This is a genomic window from Pseudomonas songnenensis, assembly GCF_003696315.1.
GTDB lineage: Bacteria > Pseudomonadota > Gammaproteobacteria > Pseudomonadales > Pseudomonadaceae > Stutzerimonas > Stutzerimonas songnenensis.
This window is the reverse complement of the sequence record NZ_RFFN01000002.1, coordinates 80,289-98,431: the sequence shown is the minus strand read 5'-3', so window position 1 is coordinate 98,431 and position 18,143 is coordinate 80,289. Positions and strand designations below refer to the sequence as shown.

The following is an 18,143-nucleotide window of genomic DNA, read 5'->3' as shown; positions in this document are numbered from 1 at the left end:
TTCGCCTTTGCGTATACTGCGCCGATGTTTGCCCAAACCGTGTTCCGCAAGCGCTGCGCCATCTGGCTGTTGGCGACCGGACTCTTCCTGATGCTCAGCAGCTGCGCCGAGAAGCCCAGCGAGCTGGAGCGTATACAGGAGGAAGGCGTACTGCGCGTGATCACCCGCAACAGCCCTTCCACCTATTTCCAGGATCGCAACGGCGAGGCCGGCTTCGAGTACGAGCTGGTCAAGCGTTTCGCCAGCAATCTCGGCGTCGAACTGCAGATCGAAACCGCGGACAACATCGACGAGATCTTCAGCCGTCTGAACCGCCCTGGCGGCCCCGCACTGGCCGCAGCCGGCCTGGTCGCCAGCGAAGGTCGGCTGGAGCTGGCACGCTTCACCCGCTCCTATCTCGACGTCACCACCCAGGTCGTCTACCACAGTGGCCAGCGTCGGCCGACCAACCCGCAGGACCTGATCGGCAAGCGCATCCTGGTGCTCAAGGGCAGCAGCCAGGCGGAAAAGCTCGCCTCGCTGCAGGTCGAGTATCCGGAGCTGCGCTACGAGGAATCCGATGCGGTGGAAGTGGTCGACCTGCTGCGCATGGTCGATGAGGGACAGATCGACCTGACCCTGGTGGAATCCAACGAGATGTCCATGAACCAAGTGTATTTCACCAATATCCGTGCCGGTTTCGATGTTGGCGAGCAGAACAGCCTGGCCTGGATCGTCGCCAAGGGCGAGGATGACAGCCTGCTCAAGGCCGCCGATTCGTTCCTCGAACAGGCGCAGCAGAACGGCACACTGCAGCGCTTGCGCGAGCGTTACTACGGCCACGTCGACGTGCTCGGTTACGTCGGCGCCTATGCCTTCGCCAAGCATCTTCAGCAACGGCTGCCGCGTTACGAAAAGGCCTTCCGCGAAACGGCCAAGCAACATGGCATCGACTGGCGCCTGCTCGCGGCAATCGGCTATCAGGAGTCCCACTGGCAGCCGGAAGCCACCTCCAAGACCGGCGTGCGCGGCCTGATGATGCTGACTCTGCGCACTGCTACCGCCATGGGCGTGACCAATCGCCTCGACCCGGTGCAGAGCATCCAGGGCGGCGGCAAGTACCTGGTAAAGATTCATGCGGGCCTGCCGGAAAGCATCGAGGAGCCGGACCGTACCTGGTTCGCGCTGGCCGCCTACAACGTCGGCGGTGGTCATCTGGAAGACGCTCGCAAGCTGGCCGAAGCCGAAGGGCTCGACCCCAACAAATGGCTGGACGTGAAACAGATGCTGCCGCGTCTGTCGCAGAAGCAGTGGTACAGCAAGACCCGTTATGGTTACGCCCGCGGCGGCGAGCCCGTGCACTTCGTGGCCAACATCCGCCGCTATTACGACATCCTCACCTGGGTGACCCAACCGCAGATGGAAGGCCAGCAGCTCGCCAAGAGCGACCTGCACATCCCTGGCATCTATGCCACCGACCTGATGGAAGAACTGCCACCGCTTTGAGCGCTCCGTTTCACGACGGGCCGACGCCCATCCGACGCAGCAGCGCCTTCTCGATCTCCAGAATCACCAGCACCGCGACCCCGGCGAGCACCACCAGAACGCCGGTGCTCAGCGGCAGTGCCTCGGAGGCGAACAGCGACTGCATGAATGGCGCGTAGGTGAACAGCAGCTGCAGGGCGAACACACCGAACACCGCCACCAGCACCCGCGGCGTGCCCTTCACGCCCTGCAGCGTAAACGAAGGCGCCTTCAGGTAGCGCACGCTGAACAGGTAGAACACCTCCATGCACACCAGCGTGTTCACTGCCACCGTGCGCGCCGCCTCGACCGTCTCGCCCTGGGACAGCATCCACTGATACATGCCGAAGATGCCGGCAAGAAACAGCGTCGAGACGAAGAAGATCCGCCAGATGACGAAGCGCGACAGCATCGGCTCGTCCGGCCGCCGCGGTGGGCGCTGCATCACGTCCGCCTCGGTCGGCTCGAACGCCAGCACCATGGCCAATGCCACCGAACTGACCATATTGACCCACAACACCTGCACCGGGGTGATCGGCAAGGCGATGCCGAGCAGCACGGCAAGCAACAGCGACAGCGACTCGCCACCGTTGATCGGCAGCAGGAAGGTCACGGTCTTGCGCAGGTTGTCATAGACCGTCCGTCCTTCTTCCACCGCATGGGCGATGGACGCGAAATTGTCGTCGGCCAGCACGATGGCGCCCGCCTGCTTGGCTGCCTCGGTACCTTTCATGCCCATAGCGACGCCGACGTCCGCCTGCTTCAGCGCCGGCGCATCGTTGACACCGTCACCGGTCATGGCGACCACCTCGCCGTTGGCCTGCAGTGCGCGCACCAGACGCAGCTTGTGCTCCGGGCTGGCGCGGGCGAACACGCGGGCCTCGGCGACGGCCTGGCGCATGGCCGCTTCGTCCATCAGCTCCAGCTCGGGTCCGGTAATCGCCTTGATGTCGTCGCCCATGCCCAGCTGTCGGGCGATGGCGCTGGCGGTCACGCCATGGTCACCGGTGATCATCACCACGCGAATGCCGGCCGCGCGACATTGCGCGACGGCGCTGATCGCTTCGTCACGCGGCGGGTCGATGATGCCAACCAGACCAAGCAGCGTAAGGCCACTGGCGACGTCGGCATGATCGAGATCCTCCTTGTCGACGGCCAGCCTGCGCCGGGCCAGCGCCAGCACGCGCCGCCCGGCGCGAGCCTGTAGCTCGATCTGCTGGTGCCAGTGCGCTTCGTCCAGTGGACGCTCGTCGCCATCGGCTTCGAGCTGATACGAACACATCGCCAGCACACGCTCCGGCGCCCCCTTGAGCAGCACTTCGCGCGCGCCTTCGCAGGCATGCAACGTCGCCATGAAGCGATGCTCGGATTCGAACGGGATCACATCCAGCCGCGGTCGATCGACCTGCAGCACGGCCGGCGACAACCCGGCCTTCATCGCCAGGGTCAGCAACGCGCCCTCGGTGGGGTCGCCGGCCAGCACCCATGCCTGATCCTTTTCATGCAGGCTGGCGTCGTTGCACAGTGCCGCCGCCTCCACCAGCGCGCGAGCGGCGGGCGCGCGCGCCTGCAGCACGGCCGGCTCGACGGCTGAGCCATCGAACAACAACGCACCCTGCGGCGCGTAACCGGCACCTTCGACTTCCAGCGACTGGCCGGCGCAGATCACCTGCTGCACGGTCATCTCATTGCGGGTCAGGGTGCCGGTCTTGTCGGAGCAGATCACGGTCACCGAACCGAGGGTCTCCACCGCCGGCAGGCGCCGGATCACCGCGTTGCGGGTGGCCATGCGCTGTACGCCGATGGCCAGGGTGATGGTCATGATCGCTGGCAAGCCCTCCGGAATCGCCGCCACCGACAGCCCCACCGCCGCCATGAACATTTCACCGGCGCCCATGCCGCGCACCAGCGTGCCGAAGAGAAACAGCAGCGCGCCGGTCGCCAGGATGACCATGGTCAGGATGCGGCCGAACTCTTCCATATTGCGCAGCAGCGGCGTGGTGCCCTGCTCCACCGATTCCAGCATGCGACCGATGCGGCCAATCTCGGTGGCCGCCCCGGTGGCGACCACCACGGCGCGGGCTTGGCCCTGGGTCACCAGCGTGCCGGCATAGCCCATGCAGAGGCGATCGCCTATCGAGGCATCGTCAGCCACGGCGTCGACCTGCTTGTCCACGGGGACCGATTCACCGGTCAGCGCGGCCTCGTCGACCCGCAGATTGCGTGCCTGCAGCAAACGCACATCGGCCGGCAAGCTATCGCCCGAGGCCAGCAGCACCACATCGCCAGGCACCAGATCGGCCGCATCGATATCCTGCTGCCGGCCGTCGCGCAGCACCACCGCGTGCGGCGCCAGCAGATGGCGGATCGCCTGCAGCGCCTTTTCCGCCTTGCCTTCCTGGACGAAGCCGATCACCACATTGAGCACTACCACCACCAGGATCACGAAGGTATCGACCCAGTGGCCCATCAGTGCGGTGACCAGCGCAGCGGCGATCAGCACGTACAGCAGCACGTTGTTCACATGGCGCAACAGACGCTGCCAGATGCTTGCCGGCTTGGCCTCGTCGAGCCGGTTGGCGCCGTACTGGAGCAGCCGCTGCTGGGCCTGCTCATGAGTGAGGCCGGCACTCGAAGATTCCAGCGCTCGCAACGCCTCATCGGTCGGGCATGCGTGCCAGCGGTTCGATTGGGTCTGCTGTTCGGGCATTGGATCCCCCTGATCATTGATTCGATGCGATCGAGCGCACCGGCAAAGTTAGTTCATAAGAGCCGAAATAGAGCCTTCGATGCCATCGCAGGGAAACGGCTTGCAACACTCCGGCAGCGGTCGAATGCCGCAGACGGCCCAAGCGCCCCGCAAGCTCCGTCGCCGCGCTATTCTTGTCGACCAGTCATGACTACCGAGGACGCACCATGCAAAAAACCGTACTCATCGTCGGCGCTTCCCGCGGCCTGGGCTTGGGCCTGGCGAAGCAGTTTTCCAGCGCAGGCTGGCAGGTGATTGCCACGGTACGCAATCCGCAGCATGCCGAAACGCTGCGCCAGATACCTCAGCTGCGCGTCGAAACGCTGGATATGGACGATGCGGCCAGTGTCGATCAGCTAGCCGACCGCCTGGCGGGTACCAGGCTGGATGTGCTGTTCATCAATGCCGGCGTCGCCGGCCCGCAGAGCAAACCGGCCACACAAGCCACGCAAGCGGAAGTCGGCCAGCTGTTCTACACCAACGCGGTCGCACCGCTGCGCCTGGCCGAACGACTGCTGCCACTGGTGAAACCGGACCAGGGCATGATCGTCTTCATGAGTTCGATTCTCGGCAGTGTCGAGGTCGGCCCGGGCATGGGCATGGACCTCTACGGCGCGAGCAAGGCCGCGCTGAATCACATGACCCGCACCTTCGTTGCCAAGCTCGGCGAGACGAAGCTGACGGTGCTGTCGATGCATCCGGGCTGGGTCAAGACCGACATGGGCGGCGACCAGGCCCCGCTGGATGTGGAGACCAGCACGCGGGGGATGGTCGAGCAGGTTACCCGGGCCATTGGTCAGGGTGGGCATCGGTATCTGGATTACCAGGGCGAGCCACTGCCCTGGTAACCGCTGCGAGCACCTCCACGGGGTGGCTTGCCTGCGAAAGTTCGATGCCGGACACATTCGCGGTCAAGACCGCTCCCGCTAACCAGCCCTTGGCAGCCCCTGCCGCATCCCTTATCTTTCCGCCCGCGGCACAAGCAACCCCCTCCGCCCCTGGATCAGCAGACAGGGCATAACTGAGCTGGCTACTCTGAACTCAACCCTCAGGAGAAAGCCGGCCATGGCTGCTCATCGAATCTGGATCAAGAATCCCCTCGCCCTGTTCACCGCCAACGACCAGCAAGCCCCGGGTGGGCTGGTGGTCGAGAACGGCGTCATCGTCGAAATGCTCGCTGCCGGGGCCTCGCCCGCGCTGCCGGTGAACGAGACCTTCGACGCCCGCGAGCACGTGGTGCTGCCGGGGCTGGTCAACACCCATCACCACTTCTACCAGACCCTGACCCGCGCCTGGGGACCGGTGGTCAACGAGCCGCTGTTCAACTGGCTGCTGACCCTCTACCCGGTCTGGGCGCGGCTGACGCCGCAGGCGCTGCAGCTGGCAAGCAAGGTGGCGCTGGCCGAACTGCTGCTGTCCGGCTGCACCACGGCGGCGGATCACCACTACCTGTTTCCGGGCGGGCTCGAGGACGCCATCGACATCCAGGTCGGGGCCGTCCGCGAGCTGGGCATGCGCGCCATGCTCACCCGCGGCTCGATGAACCTGTCCAAGGAGAACGGCGGTCTGCCATGCAAGAGCGTGGTGCAGGACGCCGAGACCATCCTCGCCGACAGCGAGCGGCTGATCGACCGCTACCACGAGCGCGGCGACGGCGCGCAGATCCAGATCGCCCTGGCGCCCTGCTCGCCGTTCTCGGTCACCACCGACATCATGCGTGCCTGTGCCGAGATAGCCGAAGCACGCAACGTGCGCCTGCATACGCATCTTGCCGAAACACTGGACGAACAGGAGTTCTGCGCGAAGCGCTTCGGCATGCGCACCGTGGACTACCTGCAGAGCGTCGGCTGGCTCGGCCCGCGGACCTGGCTGGCCCATGGCATCCACTTCAACCAGGTGGAAATTCACCGTCTGGGTGCAGCCGGTGTGGGCATCTGCCATTGCCCGAGTTCCAACATGCGCCTGGCCTCCGGCATCTGCCACACGCTCGAGCTCGAGGACAAGGGCGCGATCATCGGCCTGGGCGTCGACGGTTCGGCCTCCAACGACGCCTCCAACATGATGCTCGAGGCGCGTCAGGCGCTGTTCATCCAGCGCCTGCGCTACGGCGCCGAGAAGATCACCCCGCAGAAGGTGCTCGGCTGGGCGACCCGCGGCTCCGCACACCTGCTCGGGCGCAGCGACATCGGCGAGTTGGCGGTCGGCAAGCAGGCCGATCTGGCCCTGTTCAAGCTGGACGAACTGCGCTTCTCCGGCAGCCACGATCCCGTCGCCGCGCTGCTGCTGTGCGCCGCTGACCGTGCCGACCGGGTGATGGTCGGCGGCAAGTGGCGCGTGATCGATGGCCAAGTCGAAGGCCTCGACGTGCAGGGGCTGATCGCCGATCACCAGCAGGCGGCCCGGCAACTGGTAAACGGCTAAACAACCACGATCGAGGCTTGCACCAAAGCTGGGCACCGTGGATTACTGGCGCACCAGTGCAAGTCTCGATCGGGCTTCGGCGTCGAGTCGAATCGGCCACAATCCGGCGCAACTGAGGTATCTGTCCAGTTGGTCAGCTTTTTGCTAACCAGCTATCAGCCAACACAGGCTCTGTAGCCAGACAAACAGGAGCGTCACCCGCCATGCAGAACAACTCACGGAAAACCCTGCTGCGCGCCCTTGCCGCAGCGATCGGCTTCAGCGCCGCTCTCACCACGGCCGCCGCTTCGGCCGCCGATCCGCTGAAGGTCGGCTTCGTCTATATCGGCCCGATCGGCGACCACGGCTGGACCTACCAGCATGAGCAGGGTCGCAAGTACATGGAAGAGCAGCTGGGCGACAAGGTGAAGACCAGCTTCGTCGAGAACGTGCCGGAAGGCGCCGATGCCGAGCGGGTCATCCGCAACATGGCCAAGAGCGACTATGACCTGATCTTCACCACCTCCTTCGGCTACATGAACCCCACGCTGAAGGTGGCCAAGCAGTTCCCCAAGGTCACCTTCGAGCACGCCACCGGTTACAAGCAGGCGAAAAACGTCGGCACCTACCTGACCCGTTCCTATGAAGGTCGCTACGTCGGCGGCTTCCTCGCGGCGAAGATGACCAAGACCAAGAAGGTCGGCTACATCGCGTCCTTCCCGATTCCGGAAGTGATCCGCGACATCAATGCCATCCAGCTGGCGCTGGACAAGTACAACCCTGGCACCGAGATCAAGGTGGTGTGGGTCAACACCTGGTTCGATCCGGGCAAGGAAGCCGATGCCGCCAACGCGCTGATCGACCAGGGCGTGGACGTGATCTTCCAGCATACCGACAGCCCGGCACCGATCCAGGCCGCCGAGCGCCGTGGCGTCTATTCCGTCGGTTACGCCTCGGACATGCAGCACTTCGGGCCGAAGGCCGTGCTGACTTCCATCGTCAACGACTGGGGCCCGCACTACACCAAGTCCGCCGAAGCGGTGATGGCCGGCACCTGGAAATCCGAGGACTTCTGGGGCGGGCTGGCACAGGACAGCATCAGCCTGCCGATCAGCGATCTGGTGCCTGCTGACGTCAAGGCCGAGGCCGAGCAGATCATCGCCCGCATCAAGAGCGGTGAATTCCATCCGTTCACCGGCCCGATCAAGGACCAGGCTGGCGAAGTGCGCATCGCCGAGGGCGAGACCGCCAGCATCAAGGACCTCGCCTCGATGAATTACTACGTCCAGGGCGTCAAGGCTGAAATGCCGAAGTAAGCGTCACCTGCGCCGGCCCAACCGGCGCACTGCGGAATCTCGCGTGCCGTCCCGCCTCCGGGCGAACCGCACGCAGGGGGCATTGCCCTCGAAGGCCGCCGGTACGAGAAGACCGGCGGCGCCGTACCCGGAGTCAGCCATGAACTCACTGCCCATCATCGATATTTCCCCGCTCTATAACGCCGACGAGGCCGGCCATCTGGCCGTCGCCGAGGCCATCGACCGCGCCTGCCGCGAGTGGGGCTTCTTCTATATCAAGGGTCATCCGATCAGCGCCGAGCGCATCGCCACGCTGAGCGAGCATGCCCGCCGCTTCTTCGCGCTGCCGGCCGAGCAGAAGCTCGAGATCGACATCACCAAGAGCCAGCACCACCGCGGCTACGGTGCCGTCGCCACCGAGCAGCTGGACCCGAGCCAGCCGTGCGACCTCAAGGAAACCTTCGACATGGGTTTCCATATGCCTGCCGACCACCCCGAAGTGCTGGCCGGCAAACCGCTGCGCGGGCCCAATCGTCATCCGCTGCAGATCGAAGGCTGGACCGAGCTGATGGAAGGGCACTACCGCGACATGCAGGATCTCGCCTGCACCCTGCTGCGTGCCATCGCGCTGGCCCTGGGTATCGAGCGGGACTTCTTCGACAAGCGCTTCGTCGAGCCCATCAGTGTATTCCGCATGATCCACTACCCGCCCCGGCAGACGGCCACCAGCGCCGATCAGCAAGGCGCCGGCGCGCACACCGATTACGGCTGCGTCACCCTGCTCTATCAGGACCAGGCCGGCGGCCTGCAGGTGCAGAACGTCAAGGGCGAGTGGATCGACGCGCCGCCCATCGAGGGCACCTACGTGGTCAACATCGGCGACATGATGGCGCGCTGGAGCAACGACCGTTACAAGTCGACGCCCCATCGCGTGATCAGCCCGCTGGGCGTGGACCGCTACTCCATGCCGTTCTTCGCCGAGCCGCATCCGGACACCGAGATCGCCTGCCTGCCCGGTTGCTACGACGAAACCAACCCGCCGAAATACCCGAGCACCACCTGCAGCCGGTACATGCTCTCGCGCTTCGCCGAGACCTACGCCTACCGACGGCAGGGCGAGGCCGAACCCGTCTGAACGGGCTTTAATTGCAGTATGCAAACAGGGGCGAGCGCATCGATATGCCTCGCCCGATCTGCGCGCGTCTGCCGCATTGACTTTTGAGTCAGGAATTAGTTGACCGAAAAGTCAGATAGCGATAGCTTGCGTGTCAGAACAACAACAGCGGAGGCATCGCCTTGATCCAGTTTCTCCTCAATCGAGAATTGCGCAGCGAGCGCGCACTCGATCCCAACACCACGGTGCTGCAGTACCTGCGCGAGTATCGTGGCAAGACCGGAACCAAGGAGGGCTGCGCCTCCGGTGACTGTGGCGCCTGTACCGTGGTGGTCGGCGAACTGGTGGGCGACCGCCTGCGCTATCGCACGCTCAACTCCTGCCTGACCTTCATCTCCGCCCTGCACGGCAAGCAGCTGATCAGCGTCGAAGACCTCAAGGACCAGGGCCGGCTGCACAGCGTCCAGCAGGCGATGGTCGACTGCCACGGCTCGCAGTGCGGCTTCTGTACCCCGGGATTCGTCATGAGCCTGTTCGCCCTGCAGAAGAACGCCGGCGCGGTCAATGAATACGATCCGCACCAGGCCCACGAAGCCCTGGCCGGCAACCTCTGCCGCTGCACCGGCTACCGGCCGATCCTCGAAGCCGCCGAACAGGCCTGCGGCGACCGCCAACCGGACCAGTTCGATGCCCGCGAAGCCGAGACCATCGCCCAGCTCAAGGCCATCGCCCCGCGTGAAATGGCCGAGCTCAGCGACGGCGAAAAGCGTTGCCTGTCGCCGCTGACCGTCGCCGAACTGGCCGAGGTCTACGCCGCCAATCCCGACGCACGGCTGCTTGCCGGTGGCACCGACCTGGCACTGGAGGTCACCCAGTTCCATCGCGAGCTGCCGGTGATGATCCATGTCGGTCAGATCACCGAGATGAAGCAGGTCCAGATCGCGGACCGCCATATCGAGATCGGTGCAGTCGCCCCGCTGACCGACTGTTACGCCGCGCTGGCCGCCGAGTACCCGGATTTCGGCGAGCTGCTGCAGCGCTTCGCCTCGCTGCAGATCCGCAACCAGGGCACGCTCGGTGGCAACATCGGCAACGCCTCGCCGATCGGCGACTCGCCGCCGCTGCTGATCGCTCTGGGTGCCGAAGTTATCCTGCGCAAGGGCGCCAGCAGCCGCACCCTGCCGCTCGAGGATTACTTCATCGACTACAAGGTCACCGCGCGCCAGCCCGGGGAATTCATCGAGAAGGTACGGGTGCCGCGCGCCACGCCGGATCGCCTGTTCCGCGCCTACAAGGTTTCCAAGCGACTGGACGACGACATTTCCGCTGTCTGCGCCGCGTTTGACCTGCAGATCACCGATGGCGTGGTCGCCGATGCCCGGGTCGCCTTTGGCGGCATGGCGGCGATCCCCAAACGTGCCGCGGCCTGCGAAGCGACCCTGAACGGCGCGCCCTGGAACCAGCAGACCGTGGAAGCGGCCTGCGGTGCGCTGGCCGAAGACTTCACGCCGCTGACCGACTTCCGCGCCAGCCGCGAATATCGCCTGCTGGTCGCGCAGAACCTGCTGCGCAAATGCTTCCTCGAACAACATGCACCGAAGACCGAGACGAGGGTGACCGCTTATGTCTAACCACGTAACCACCCGCACTCAGGAAGAAATCGCGGCGCTGTTTACCGAGGATCTGGTCACCGGCGTCGGCAAGAGCGTCAAGCACGACAGCGCGCCCAAGCACGTCTCTGGCGAGGCGGTGTACGTCGACGATCGCCTGGAGTTTCCCAATCAGCTGCATATCTATGCACGCATGAGCGACCGCGCCCACGCCCGCATCGTCCGCATCGACACGGCGCCGTGCTATGAGGTGCCGGGCGTGGCCATCGCCATCACCGCTCAGGATATACCTGGGCAGCTGGATATCGGCGCAGTATTGCCCGGCGACCCGCTGCTGGCCGACGGCAAGGTCGAGTTCATCGGCCAGCCGGTGATCGCCGTGGCTGCCGACAGCCTGGAAACCGCACGCAAGGCGGCCATGGCCGCGATCATCGAATACGAGGATCTGGAGCCTGTAATCGATGTGGTCGACGCGCTGCACAAGAAACACTTCGTGCTCGACAGTCATGCCCACAAGCGCGGCGATTCGGCCGGCGCTCTAGCCACTGCGCCGCGCCGCCTGCAGGGTTCGCTGCATATCGGCGGTCAGGAGCACTTCTATCTGGAAACTCAGGTGTCCTCGGTCATGCCCACCGAAGACGGCGGCATGATCGTCTACACCTCGACACAGAACCCCACCGAGGTGCAGAAGCTGGTGGCCGAAGTGCTCGGCGTGCCGATGAACAAGATCGTCATCGACATGCGCCGCATGGGCGGCGGGTTTGGCGGGAAGGAAACCCAGGCCGCGGGACCTGCGTGCCTGTGCGCGGTGATCGCGCACCTTACCGGTCGGCCGACCAAAATGCGCCTGCCACGCATGGAAGATATGACCATGACCGGCAAGCGCCACCCGTTCTATGTCGAGTACGACGTCGGCTTCGATGACGACGGCCTGCTGCACGGTATCGAGATCGACCTGGCCGGCAACTGCGGCTATTCGCCGGACCTTTCCGGCTCGATCGTCGACCGCGCCATGTTCCACTCCGACAACGCCTACTACCTGGGCGACGCCACCATCAATGGCCATCGCTGCAAGACCAACCTCGCCTCGAACACCGCCTACCGCGGCTTCGGCGGCCCACAGGGCATGGTCGCCATCGAGGAGATCATGGACGCGGTGGCCCGCGAGCTGGGCAAGGACCCGCTCGAGGTGCGCAAGCGCAACTACTACGGCAAGACCGAGCGCAACGTCACCCACTACTACCAGACCGTCGAGCACAACATGCTCGAGGAGATGACCGCCGAGCTGGAGGCCAGCAGCGACTATGCAACGCGACGCGAAGCGATCCGCGCGTTCAATGCCGCAAGCCCGATCCTGAAGAAGGGCCTGGCGCTGACGCCGGTGAAGTTCGGCATCAGCTTCACCGCCAGCTTCCTCAACCAGGCCGGCGCGCTGGTGCACGTCTACACCGACGGCAGCATCCACCTGAACCACGGTGGCACCGAGATGGGCCAGGGCCTGAACACCAAGGTCGCGCAGGTGGTGGCCGAGGTGTTCCAGGTCGATATCGAGCGCATCCAGATCACCGCCACCAACACCGACAAGGTGCCCAACACTTCGCCGACGGCGGCCTCCAGCGGCACCGACCTCAACGGCAAGGCGGCGCAGAATGCGGCGCAGACCATCAAGCAGCGGCTGGTGGAGTTCGCCGCACGCAAGTGGCAGATCTTCGAGGAAGACGTCGAGTTCAAGAACGGCCAGGTGCGCCTGCGCGACCACTACATCAGCTTCGAGGAGCTGATCCAGCAGGCCTATTTCGGCCAGGTCTCGCTGTCGTCCACCGGCTTCTACCGCACGCCGAAGATCTACTACGACCGCAGTCAGGCGCGCGGGCGGCCGTTCTACTACTTCGCCTATGGCGCGGCCTGCTCGGAAGTGATCGTCGATACCCTTACCGGCGAATACAGGATGCTGCGCAGCGACATCCTGCATGACGTCGGCGCCTCGCTGAACCCGGCCATCGACATCGGCCAGGTCGAGGGCGGCTTCGTCCAGGGCCTGGGCTGGCTGACCATGGAAGAGCTGGTCTGGAACGACAAGGGCAAGCTGATGACCAACGGCCCGGCCAGCTACAAGATCCCGGCGGTGGCGGACATGCCGCTGGACCTGCGGGTCAAGCTGGTGGAGAACCGCAAGAACCCCGAAGACACCGTGTTCCACTCCAAGGCCGTGGGCGAGCCGCCGTTCATGCTCGGCATTTCGGTCTGGTGCGCGATCAAGGATGCGGTGGCGAGCCTGGCCGACTACCGGGCGCAGCCGCAGATCGATGCTCCGGCGACCCCCGAGCGCGTGCTCTGGGGCGTGGAACAGATGCGCAGGTTGAAGCAGGCGGCGGTATCCCTACCGGAGCCCGCCGTGGAAACCGCGCACTGATCCATAGGGTGGACAACGCTCTGCTTGTCCACCACGGTCGCATTACGAATGTTCCGGTGGAAAACGCTTCGCGGTTTCCACCCTACGAAGGGTCAAGCCATGAGCAACCTGTCCTGGATCGACGCACTCGCCGACCTGCAGCAACAAGGCGAACCCTGCGTGCTGGTCACCATCATCGAGGAGCGCGGCTCCACGCCGCGCAATGCCGGCTCGAAAATGGTGGTCAGCCGTGAGCGCCTGTACGACACCATCGGCGGCGGCCACCTGGAATACAAGGCCCAGCAGATCGCCCGCGAAATGCTGGAAAAGCGCAGCCGTGACACCCGCCTCGAGCGCTTCTCCCTCGGCGCCAGCCTCGGCCAGTGCTGCGGTGGCGCCACGGTGCTGCTGTTCGAGCCCATGGGCCAGCCGCAGGCGCATATCGCCGTGTTCGGTGCCGGGCATGTCGGACGCGCGCTGGTGCCGCTGCTGGCCAGCCTGCCGTGCAAGGTGCGCTGGATCGATTCGCGCGATAACGAATTCCCCGCCGAGCTTCCGCGCGGCGTGGAAAAGGTGGTCAACGACGATGTGGTCGAGGAAGTGGATAACATGCCCGCCGGCAGCTACTTCATCGTCATGACCCACAACCATCAGCTCGACCTGGAACTGACCGCCGCGATCCTTTCGCGCAACGATTTCACCTACTACGGGCTGATCGGCTCCAAGAGCAAACGCGCCAGGTTCGAACACCGTCTGCGGGACCGCGGCTTCCAGCCGGAGACCGTGCAGCGCATGCGCTGCCCGATGGGCATCGCCGAGGTGAAGGGCAAGCTGCCGGTGGAGATCGCCGTGTCCATCGCCGGCGAGGTGATCGCCACCTACAACGCGCATTTCGGTGAAAAGGGTGGGGAGAACGCCGAGGACGGTGAAAAGCCGGTACCGATGCTGGTCCCCGCTTCGCGCCGCGCCCAGACCAACTGACCACCCGACATTCTTGCAGGCACGCCATCGGCGGCGGCCTGCCCATGTCAACGCATCACCCTCATACAACGATTTTCGAGAGTCACCATGCCAAGCACCAAAGCCTACCGTGCCGCCCTGCTCCACTGCCTCGCCGACCCGCGCAAAGTGGGCATCGAGCAAGCCCATGAATACTTCGAGGACGGCCTGCTGGTCGTCGAGGACGGCAAGGTCGCGCGCATCGGCCACGCCGCCGAACTGCTGCCGACCCTGGCGGCCGGCACCGAAGTTGTCGAATACCCGGACGCGCTGATCACTCCGGGTTTCGTCGACACCCATATCCACTACCCGCAGGTCGGCGTCATCGGCTCCTACGGCGCGCAGCTGCTGGATTGGCTGGAAACCTACACCTTCCCCAACGAGGGCCGCTTCAGCGACATGGCCCACGCCCGCGAGCAGGCCGACCTGTTCCTCGGCGAGCTGCTACGCAATGGCACCACCACCGCACTAGTGTTCGGCACGGTGCACAAGCAATCGGTAGACGCCTTCTTCGAAGCGGCGGAAAAGCTCAACCTGCGGATGATCGCCGGCAAGGTGCTGATGGACCGCAACGCCCCGGAGTTCCTCACCGACACCGCCGAGTCCGGCTACGCCGACAGCCGCGAGCTGATCGAGCGCTGGCACGGCAAGGGCCGTCTGCACTACGCCGTCACTCCACGCTTCGCCCCGACCAGCACGCCGGAGCAGCTCACCCTGGCCGGCAAGCTGTTCGCCGAATTCCCCGGCCTGTACATGCACACCCACATCTCCGAGAACAAGCAGGAGGTCGAGTGGGTCAAGGAGCTGTTCCCCGAGCGCAAGGGCTACCTGGACGTCTACGACCACCACGGCCTGATCGGCCCGCGCTCGGTGTTCGCCCACGGCATCCACCTGTGCGACGACGAGTGCAAACGCCTCGGTGAGACCGGCTCGGCGGTGTCATTCTGTCCCACCTCCAACCTGTTCCTCGGCAGCGGCCTGTTCGACCTGGCCAAGGTGGAAGGCTTCGGTGTGCGCGTCGGCCTGGGCACCGACGTCGGCGGCGGCACCAGCTTCTCGCAGCTCGCCAGCCTCAACGAGGCATACAAGGTGTTGCAGCTGCAGGGCCAGAAACTCGATGCCTTCAAGGCGCTCTACCTTGCCACGCTCGGCGGCGCACGAGCGCTGTATCTGGACGACAAGATCGGCAACCTGCAGCCGGGCAAGGAGGCCGACTTCGTGGTGCTCGACTGCAAGGCGACGCCGCTGATCAGCTATCGCCTGAGCCAGGCGACGACCCTGCAGGAAAAGCTCTTCGCCCTGATGATCCTCGGCGACGATCGCGCGGTGAAGGAAACCTACGCCGCCGGGGTTTCAGTGCACCGCAAGGTGTGCTGACCAGCCGATCACGAACCTGATCATCAACGGTCGTCTCCATGCTTGATGAGCGCGTGGATCGGTGAAGCGTGATCCACCCTACGGGCCGGAACCACAACCGCCGTTCGTAGGGTGGATGTCACTTATACATCCACCGCCGGATCGCACGGAGCTTGGTGAGCAGCGATCAATGACTCGCGCTCGACCTTACGGCTTGAGCGCGGCCATCAGCGTATCGAGGTTGTGCTCGAACATCCCGAGATAGGTACTGGCCGGCCCTTCGCTGGCCAGCGCATCCGAATACAGAGTCCCGCCGACCTTGGCGCCGGCCTCGTCGGCGATCTGGCGGATCAGCCGTGGATCACGGATGTTCTCGACGAACACCGCCCGTACCCCTTCGCTGCGTATCTGCCGAATCAAGGCCGCGACTTCAGCCGCCGAAGGCTCGTCATGGGTGGACAATCCCTGCGGCGCGATGAACTGGAGCTGCCAGGCCTGACCGAGATAGCCGAACGCATCGTGGCTGGTGACAACCTTGCGCTGGCTTGCCGGCAGGCTGCCGATACTGGCATCGGCTTTCTTCAGCAGTGCATGCAGACGGGTCAGGTAAGCGTCGCGGCGCTGGTTGTAAGCATCGACATTGGCCGGGTCCAGTTCACCGAGTGCCTTGGCGATGTTGCGCACGTAGATCTCGGCATTGGTCAGGCTCTGCCAGGCATGCGGATCGGGCACCCGCTCGCCATCTTCATCCAGCATCAGCGGAACGACGCCCGCACTGGCATTAATGCGCTTGCCCTTGGGCTCGCTGCTGGCAAGTACGCGCTCCAGCCACGGCTCGAAGCCCAGCCCATTGGCGATGATCAGGTCGGCACGCAGCAGCGCCTTGGCGTCGTCCGGGCTGGGCTCGTAGACATGAGCATCGGCATCGGCATCGACCAGGTTGGTGAGTTCGACATGATCGCCACCCACCTCGCGGGTCAGGTCGGCGAGGATGCTGAAGCTCGTCACCACCTGCAGTTTTTCAGCGGCTTGCAGTGAGAGCGGGAGCCACAGGGCCAGCACAAAAAGCAGGTAACGCATGTGAATACCTCAAACGGTGATGGGGAAAGGAGTCGAGCGCAGCAGCCCATTTACCGGGCCTGCCACCAGCGAGAACAGATAGAAGGCGCCGGCCAGGAGCACGATGCACGGCCCGCTGGGCAAGCTGGCGTAGAAGGAAAGAACCAGACCGAGCCACACGCACACCGCACCGATCAACGCGGCGAGCGGTAACAGGATCAATAACCGCCTGCTCCAGAAGCGCGCGGCGGCAGCCGGCAGCATCATCAGCCCCACCACCATCAACGCGCCGATGGCCTGGAAACCGATCACCAGATTGAGTACCACCAGCGTCAGAAACGCGGCGTGCGCCAGCGGGCCGAAACGGCTGATGCTGCGCAGGAACAGCGGATCGAGGCTGTCCAGCGCCAGGGCGCGATAGCTCAGCGCAAGCACCGCCAGGCTGAAGAGCGCGGTGCCGAGCATGCCGTACAGGGTCGCGGTATCGACCGCCAGCGCCGAGCCGAACAACAGGTGCAACAGATCCAGCTTGCGCCCGGCCAGGCCAAGGAGCAGCACGCCGCTGGCCAGCGAAATTGGATACAGCGCGGCGAGGCTAGCGTCCTCGCGCAGCCCGGTGCGCCGTGTGACCCAGGCTGCGGCGCCGGCCATGCCAAGGCCGGCTACCAGCCCGCCGGCCGTCAACGCCGGCAGGCTCAGGCCGAATAGCCAGAACGCCAGCGCGGCACCGGGCAGGATGCCATGGGCGATCGCATCCCCCATCAGGCTCATCCGCCGCAAGATCAGAAAGACGCCCAACGGCCCCGCGCTGCAGGCAAGCGCAACGCCACCGAGCAGCGCTCGACGCATGAAGGCAAATTCGCCGAACGGCGCCCAGAGCAGATCCGGCGTCACGCGACCTGTCCGAGCCGTTGCCGCTCGGCCATGAACTGGCGGATCGGCGCCTTGATGCAGCCGCTGCGAGCGATCAGCAAGCCGTCACAGTGGTGATGACTCAGCCCGGCAAGGTTATGGCTGACCAGTACCAGCGTCCTCCCTTCGCGCTGCCAACGCTCGATGTGCCGCCAGAGCAAACCCAGGCCAACATCGTCCAGCGCCGCTTCGGGCTCGTCGAGCAACAGCACCTGGGCATCGGTCAGGCTCAGTCTTGCCAGCAAGGCGCGCTGCAGCTCGCCGCCGGACAACGCATGCAGCCCCTGGGTTTGCAGATCAAGCAGTCCCCAATCCGCCAACGTCTGCCGCAGCCGTGCCCGGCGCTCGTCGCGTCCGAGCCGGCTACGCCAGAAACCGGCGCTCACCAGTTCGGCAAGTCGGATCGGAAACTGCCTATCCACATGCTGCTGTTGCGGCAGATAGGAGACACCGCCCAGCAGCGATACGCCCAGATCTATGCGTCCCGCCAAAGGGCGATCCAAACCGGCGATTACCTTGAGCAGGCTGCTCTTGCCCGATCCGTTGCTGCCAATGACAGCGGTCAGGCTGCCCGCAGCCAACTGCAGATCCACTGGCGGCGTTAGCGGACGTCCACCCGCGCCCCATTGCAGGCCGTGGCATTCGATCATCATTACCTCGGTATTCAGCATCCCAGACCATGCGCGCTGCTCGGACCTCCGCTAACAGCAACAGGCGATACCCGCGCGCTCAATGTAATAGTTATAACATAACA

At 64.8% G+C, this 18,143-nt stretch carries 13 protein-coding genes; 9 read left to right on the top strand and 4 right to left on the bottom strand.

Annotated elements, in window-relative coordinates:
* The first annotated feature begins 24 nt into the window (after positions 1-24).
* Positions 25-1,485 carry a membrane-bound lytic murein transglycosylase MltF gene (gene mltF / locus EA798_RS04775; protein WP_122098239.1) on the top strand — a complete coding sequence of 487 codons (1,461 nt, stop codon included), beginning with the start codon at positions 25-27 and terminating at the stop codon, positions 1,483-1,485.
* Between the two features lie 10 nt (positions 1,486-1,495).
* Here mltF and EA798_RS04770 read toward each other — a convergent pair whose 3' ends face one another.
* A complete protein-coding gene (locus EA798_RS04770; protein WP_122098238.1) occupies positions 1,496-4,213 on the bottom strand; it encodes a cation-transporting P-type ATPase in 2,718 nt (905 codons plus the stop codon).
* 206 nt (positions 4,214-4,419) lie between these two features.
* Here EA798_RS04770 and EA798_RS04765 point away from each other — a divergent pair, with 206 nt between their 5' ends.
* The 8 genes from EA798_RS04765 to guaD all read left to right on the top strand — a co-directional run bounded on the left by EA798_RS04765 (position 4,420) and on the right by guaD (position 15,439).
* Positions 4,420-5,100, top strand: a complete 681-nt coding sequence (locus EA798_RS04765) for an SDR family oxidoreductase (protein ID WP_122098237.1) — start codon at positions 4,420-4,422, stop codon at positions 5,098-5,100.
* Positions 5,101-5,317: 217 nt separating this feature from the next.
* Positions 5,318-6,673, top strand: coding sequence for an 8-oxoguanine deaminase (locus tag EA798_RS04760; protein WP_122098236.1), 1,356 nt, complete (start codon positions 5,318-5,320; stop codon positions 6,671-6,673).
* A 203-nt stretch (positions 6,674-6,876) separates the two neighbouring features.
* A complete protein-coding gene (locus EA798_RS04755; protein WP_122098235.1) occupies positions 6,877-7,968 on the top strand; it encodes a BMP family ABC transporter substrate-binding protein in 1,092 nt (363 codons plus the stop codon).
* 139 nt (positions 7,969-8,107) lie between these two features.
* A complete protein-coding gene (locus EA798_RS04750) occupies positions 8,108-9,082 on the top strand; it encodes a 2-oxoglutarate and iron-dependent oxygenase domain-containing protein (RefSeq protein ID WP_122098234.1) in 975 nt (324 codons plus the stop codon).
* Between the two features lie 161 nt (positions 9,083-9,243).
* Positions 9,244-10,692: a xanthine dehydrogenase small subunit gene (gene xdhA / locus EA798_RS04745; protein WP_122098233.1), complete on the top strand. Its 1,449-nt coding sequence runs from the start codon at positions 9,244-9,246 to the stop codon at positions 10,690-10,692.
* Positions 10,685-13,084, top strand: a complete 2,400-nt coding sequence (gene xdhB / locus EA798_RS04740) for a xanthine dehydrogenase molybdopterin binding subunit (protein ID WP_122098232.1) — start codon at positions 10,685-10,687, stop codon at positions 13,082-13,084. The genes xdhA and xdhB overlap by 8 nt, the downstream gene beginning before the upstream one ends.
* A gap of 108 nt (positions 13,085-13,192) precedes the next feature.
* Entirely contained in the window at positions 13,193-14,044 is an 852-nt protein-coding gene (xdhC, locus tag EA798_RS04735; RefSeq protein ID WP_244221260.1) for a xanthine dehydrogenase accessory protein XdhC, read from the top strand.
* Positions 14,045-14,131: 87 nt separating this feature from the next.
* Positions 14,132-15,439: a guanine deaminase gene (guaD, locus tag EA798_RS04730; RefSeq protein WP_122098230.1), complete on the top strand. Its 1,308-nt coding sequence runs from the start codon at positions 14,132-14,134 to the stop codon at positions 15,437-15,439.
* 186 nt (positions 15,440-15,625) lie between these two features.
* Here guaD and EA798_RS04725 read toward each other — a convergent pair whose 3' ends face one another.
* The 3 genes from EA798_RS04725 to EA798_RS04715 are packed head-to-tail and all read right to left on the bottom strand — an operon-like array spanning position 15,626 to position 18,039.
* Complete coding sequence (locus EA798_RS04725) at positions 15,626-16,498, bottom strand: metal ABC transporter substrate-binding protein (protein ID WP_122098229.1); 873 nt, start codon at positions 16,496-16,498, stop codon at positions 15,626-15,628.
* Positions 16,499-16,507: 9 nt separating this feature from the next.
* Positions 16,508-17,326, bottom strand: a complete 819-nt coding sequence (locus tag EA798_RS04720; RefSeq protein ID WP_165362572.1) for a metal ABC transporter permease — start codon at positions 17,324-17,326, stop codon at positions 16,508-16,510.
* 41 nt (positions 17,327-17,367) lie between these two features.
* On the bottom strand, positions 17,368-18,039 hold the full coding sequence (locus EA798_RS04715) for a metal ABC transporter ATP-binding protein (protein WP_122098659.1): 672 nt from the start codon (positions 18,037-18,039) through the stop codon (positions 17,368-17,370).
* Positions 18,040-18,143 lie beyond the last annotated feature (104 nt).

Excerpts from the sequence above, each read along its gene's own strand:
- guaD (WP_122098230.1), top strand. The coding sequence starts at position 14,132 with ATGCCAAGCACCAAAGCCTACCGTGCCGCCCTGCTCCACTGCCTCGCC.
- EA798_RS04720 (WP_165362572.1), bottom strand. The coding sequence starts at position 17,326 with ATGCGTCGAGCGCTGCTCGGTGGCGTTGCGCTTGCCTGCAGCGCGGGG.
- EA798_RS04715 (WP_122098659.1), bottom strand. The coding sequence starts at position 18,039 with ATGATCGAATGCCACGGCCTGCAATGGGGCGCGGGTGGACGTCCGCTA.
- xdhB (WP_122098232.1), top strand. The coding sequence starts at position 10,685 with ATGTCTAACCACGTAACCACCCGCACTCAGGAAGAAATCGCGGCGCTG.
- EA798_RS04725 (WP_122098229.1), bottom strand. The coding sequence starts at position 16,498 with ATGCGTTACCTGCTTTTTGTGCTGGCCCTGTGGCTCCCGCTCTCACTG.
- EA798_RS04750 (WP_122098234.1), top strand. The coding sequence starts at position 8,108 with ATGAACTCACTGCCCATCATCGATATTTCCCCGCTCTATAACGCCGAC.
- EA798_RS04770 (WP_122098238.1), bottom strand. The coding sequence starts at position 4,213 with ATGCCCGAACAGCAGACCCAATCGAACCGCTGGCACGCATGCCCGACC.
- EA798_RS04760 (WP_122098236.1), top strand. The coding sequence starts at position 5,318 with ATGGCTGCTCATCGAATCTGGATCAAGAATCCCCTCGCCCTGTTCACC.
- mltF (WP_122098239.1), top strand. The coding sequence starts at position 25 with ATGTTTGCCCAAACCGTGTTCCGCAAGCGCTGCGCCATCTGGCTGTTG.
- EA798_RS04755 (WP_122098235.1), top strand. The coding sequence starts at position 6,877 with ATGCAGAACAACTCACGGAAAACCCTGCTGCGCGCCCTTGCCGCAGCG.
- EA798_RS04765 (WP_122098237.1), top strand. The coding sequence starts at position 4,420 with ATGCAAAAAACCGTACTCATCGTCGGCGCTTCCCGCGGCCTGGGCTTG.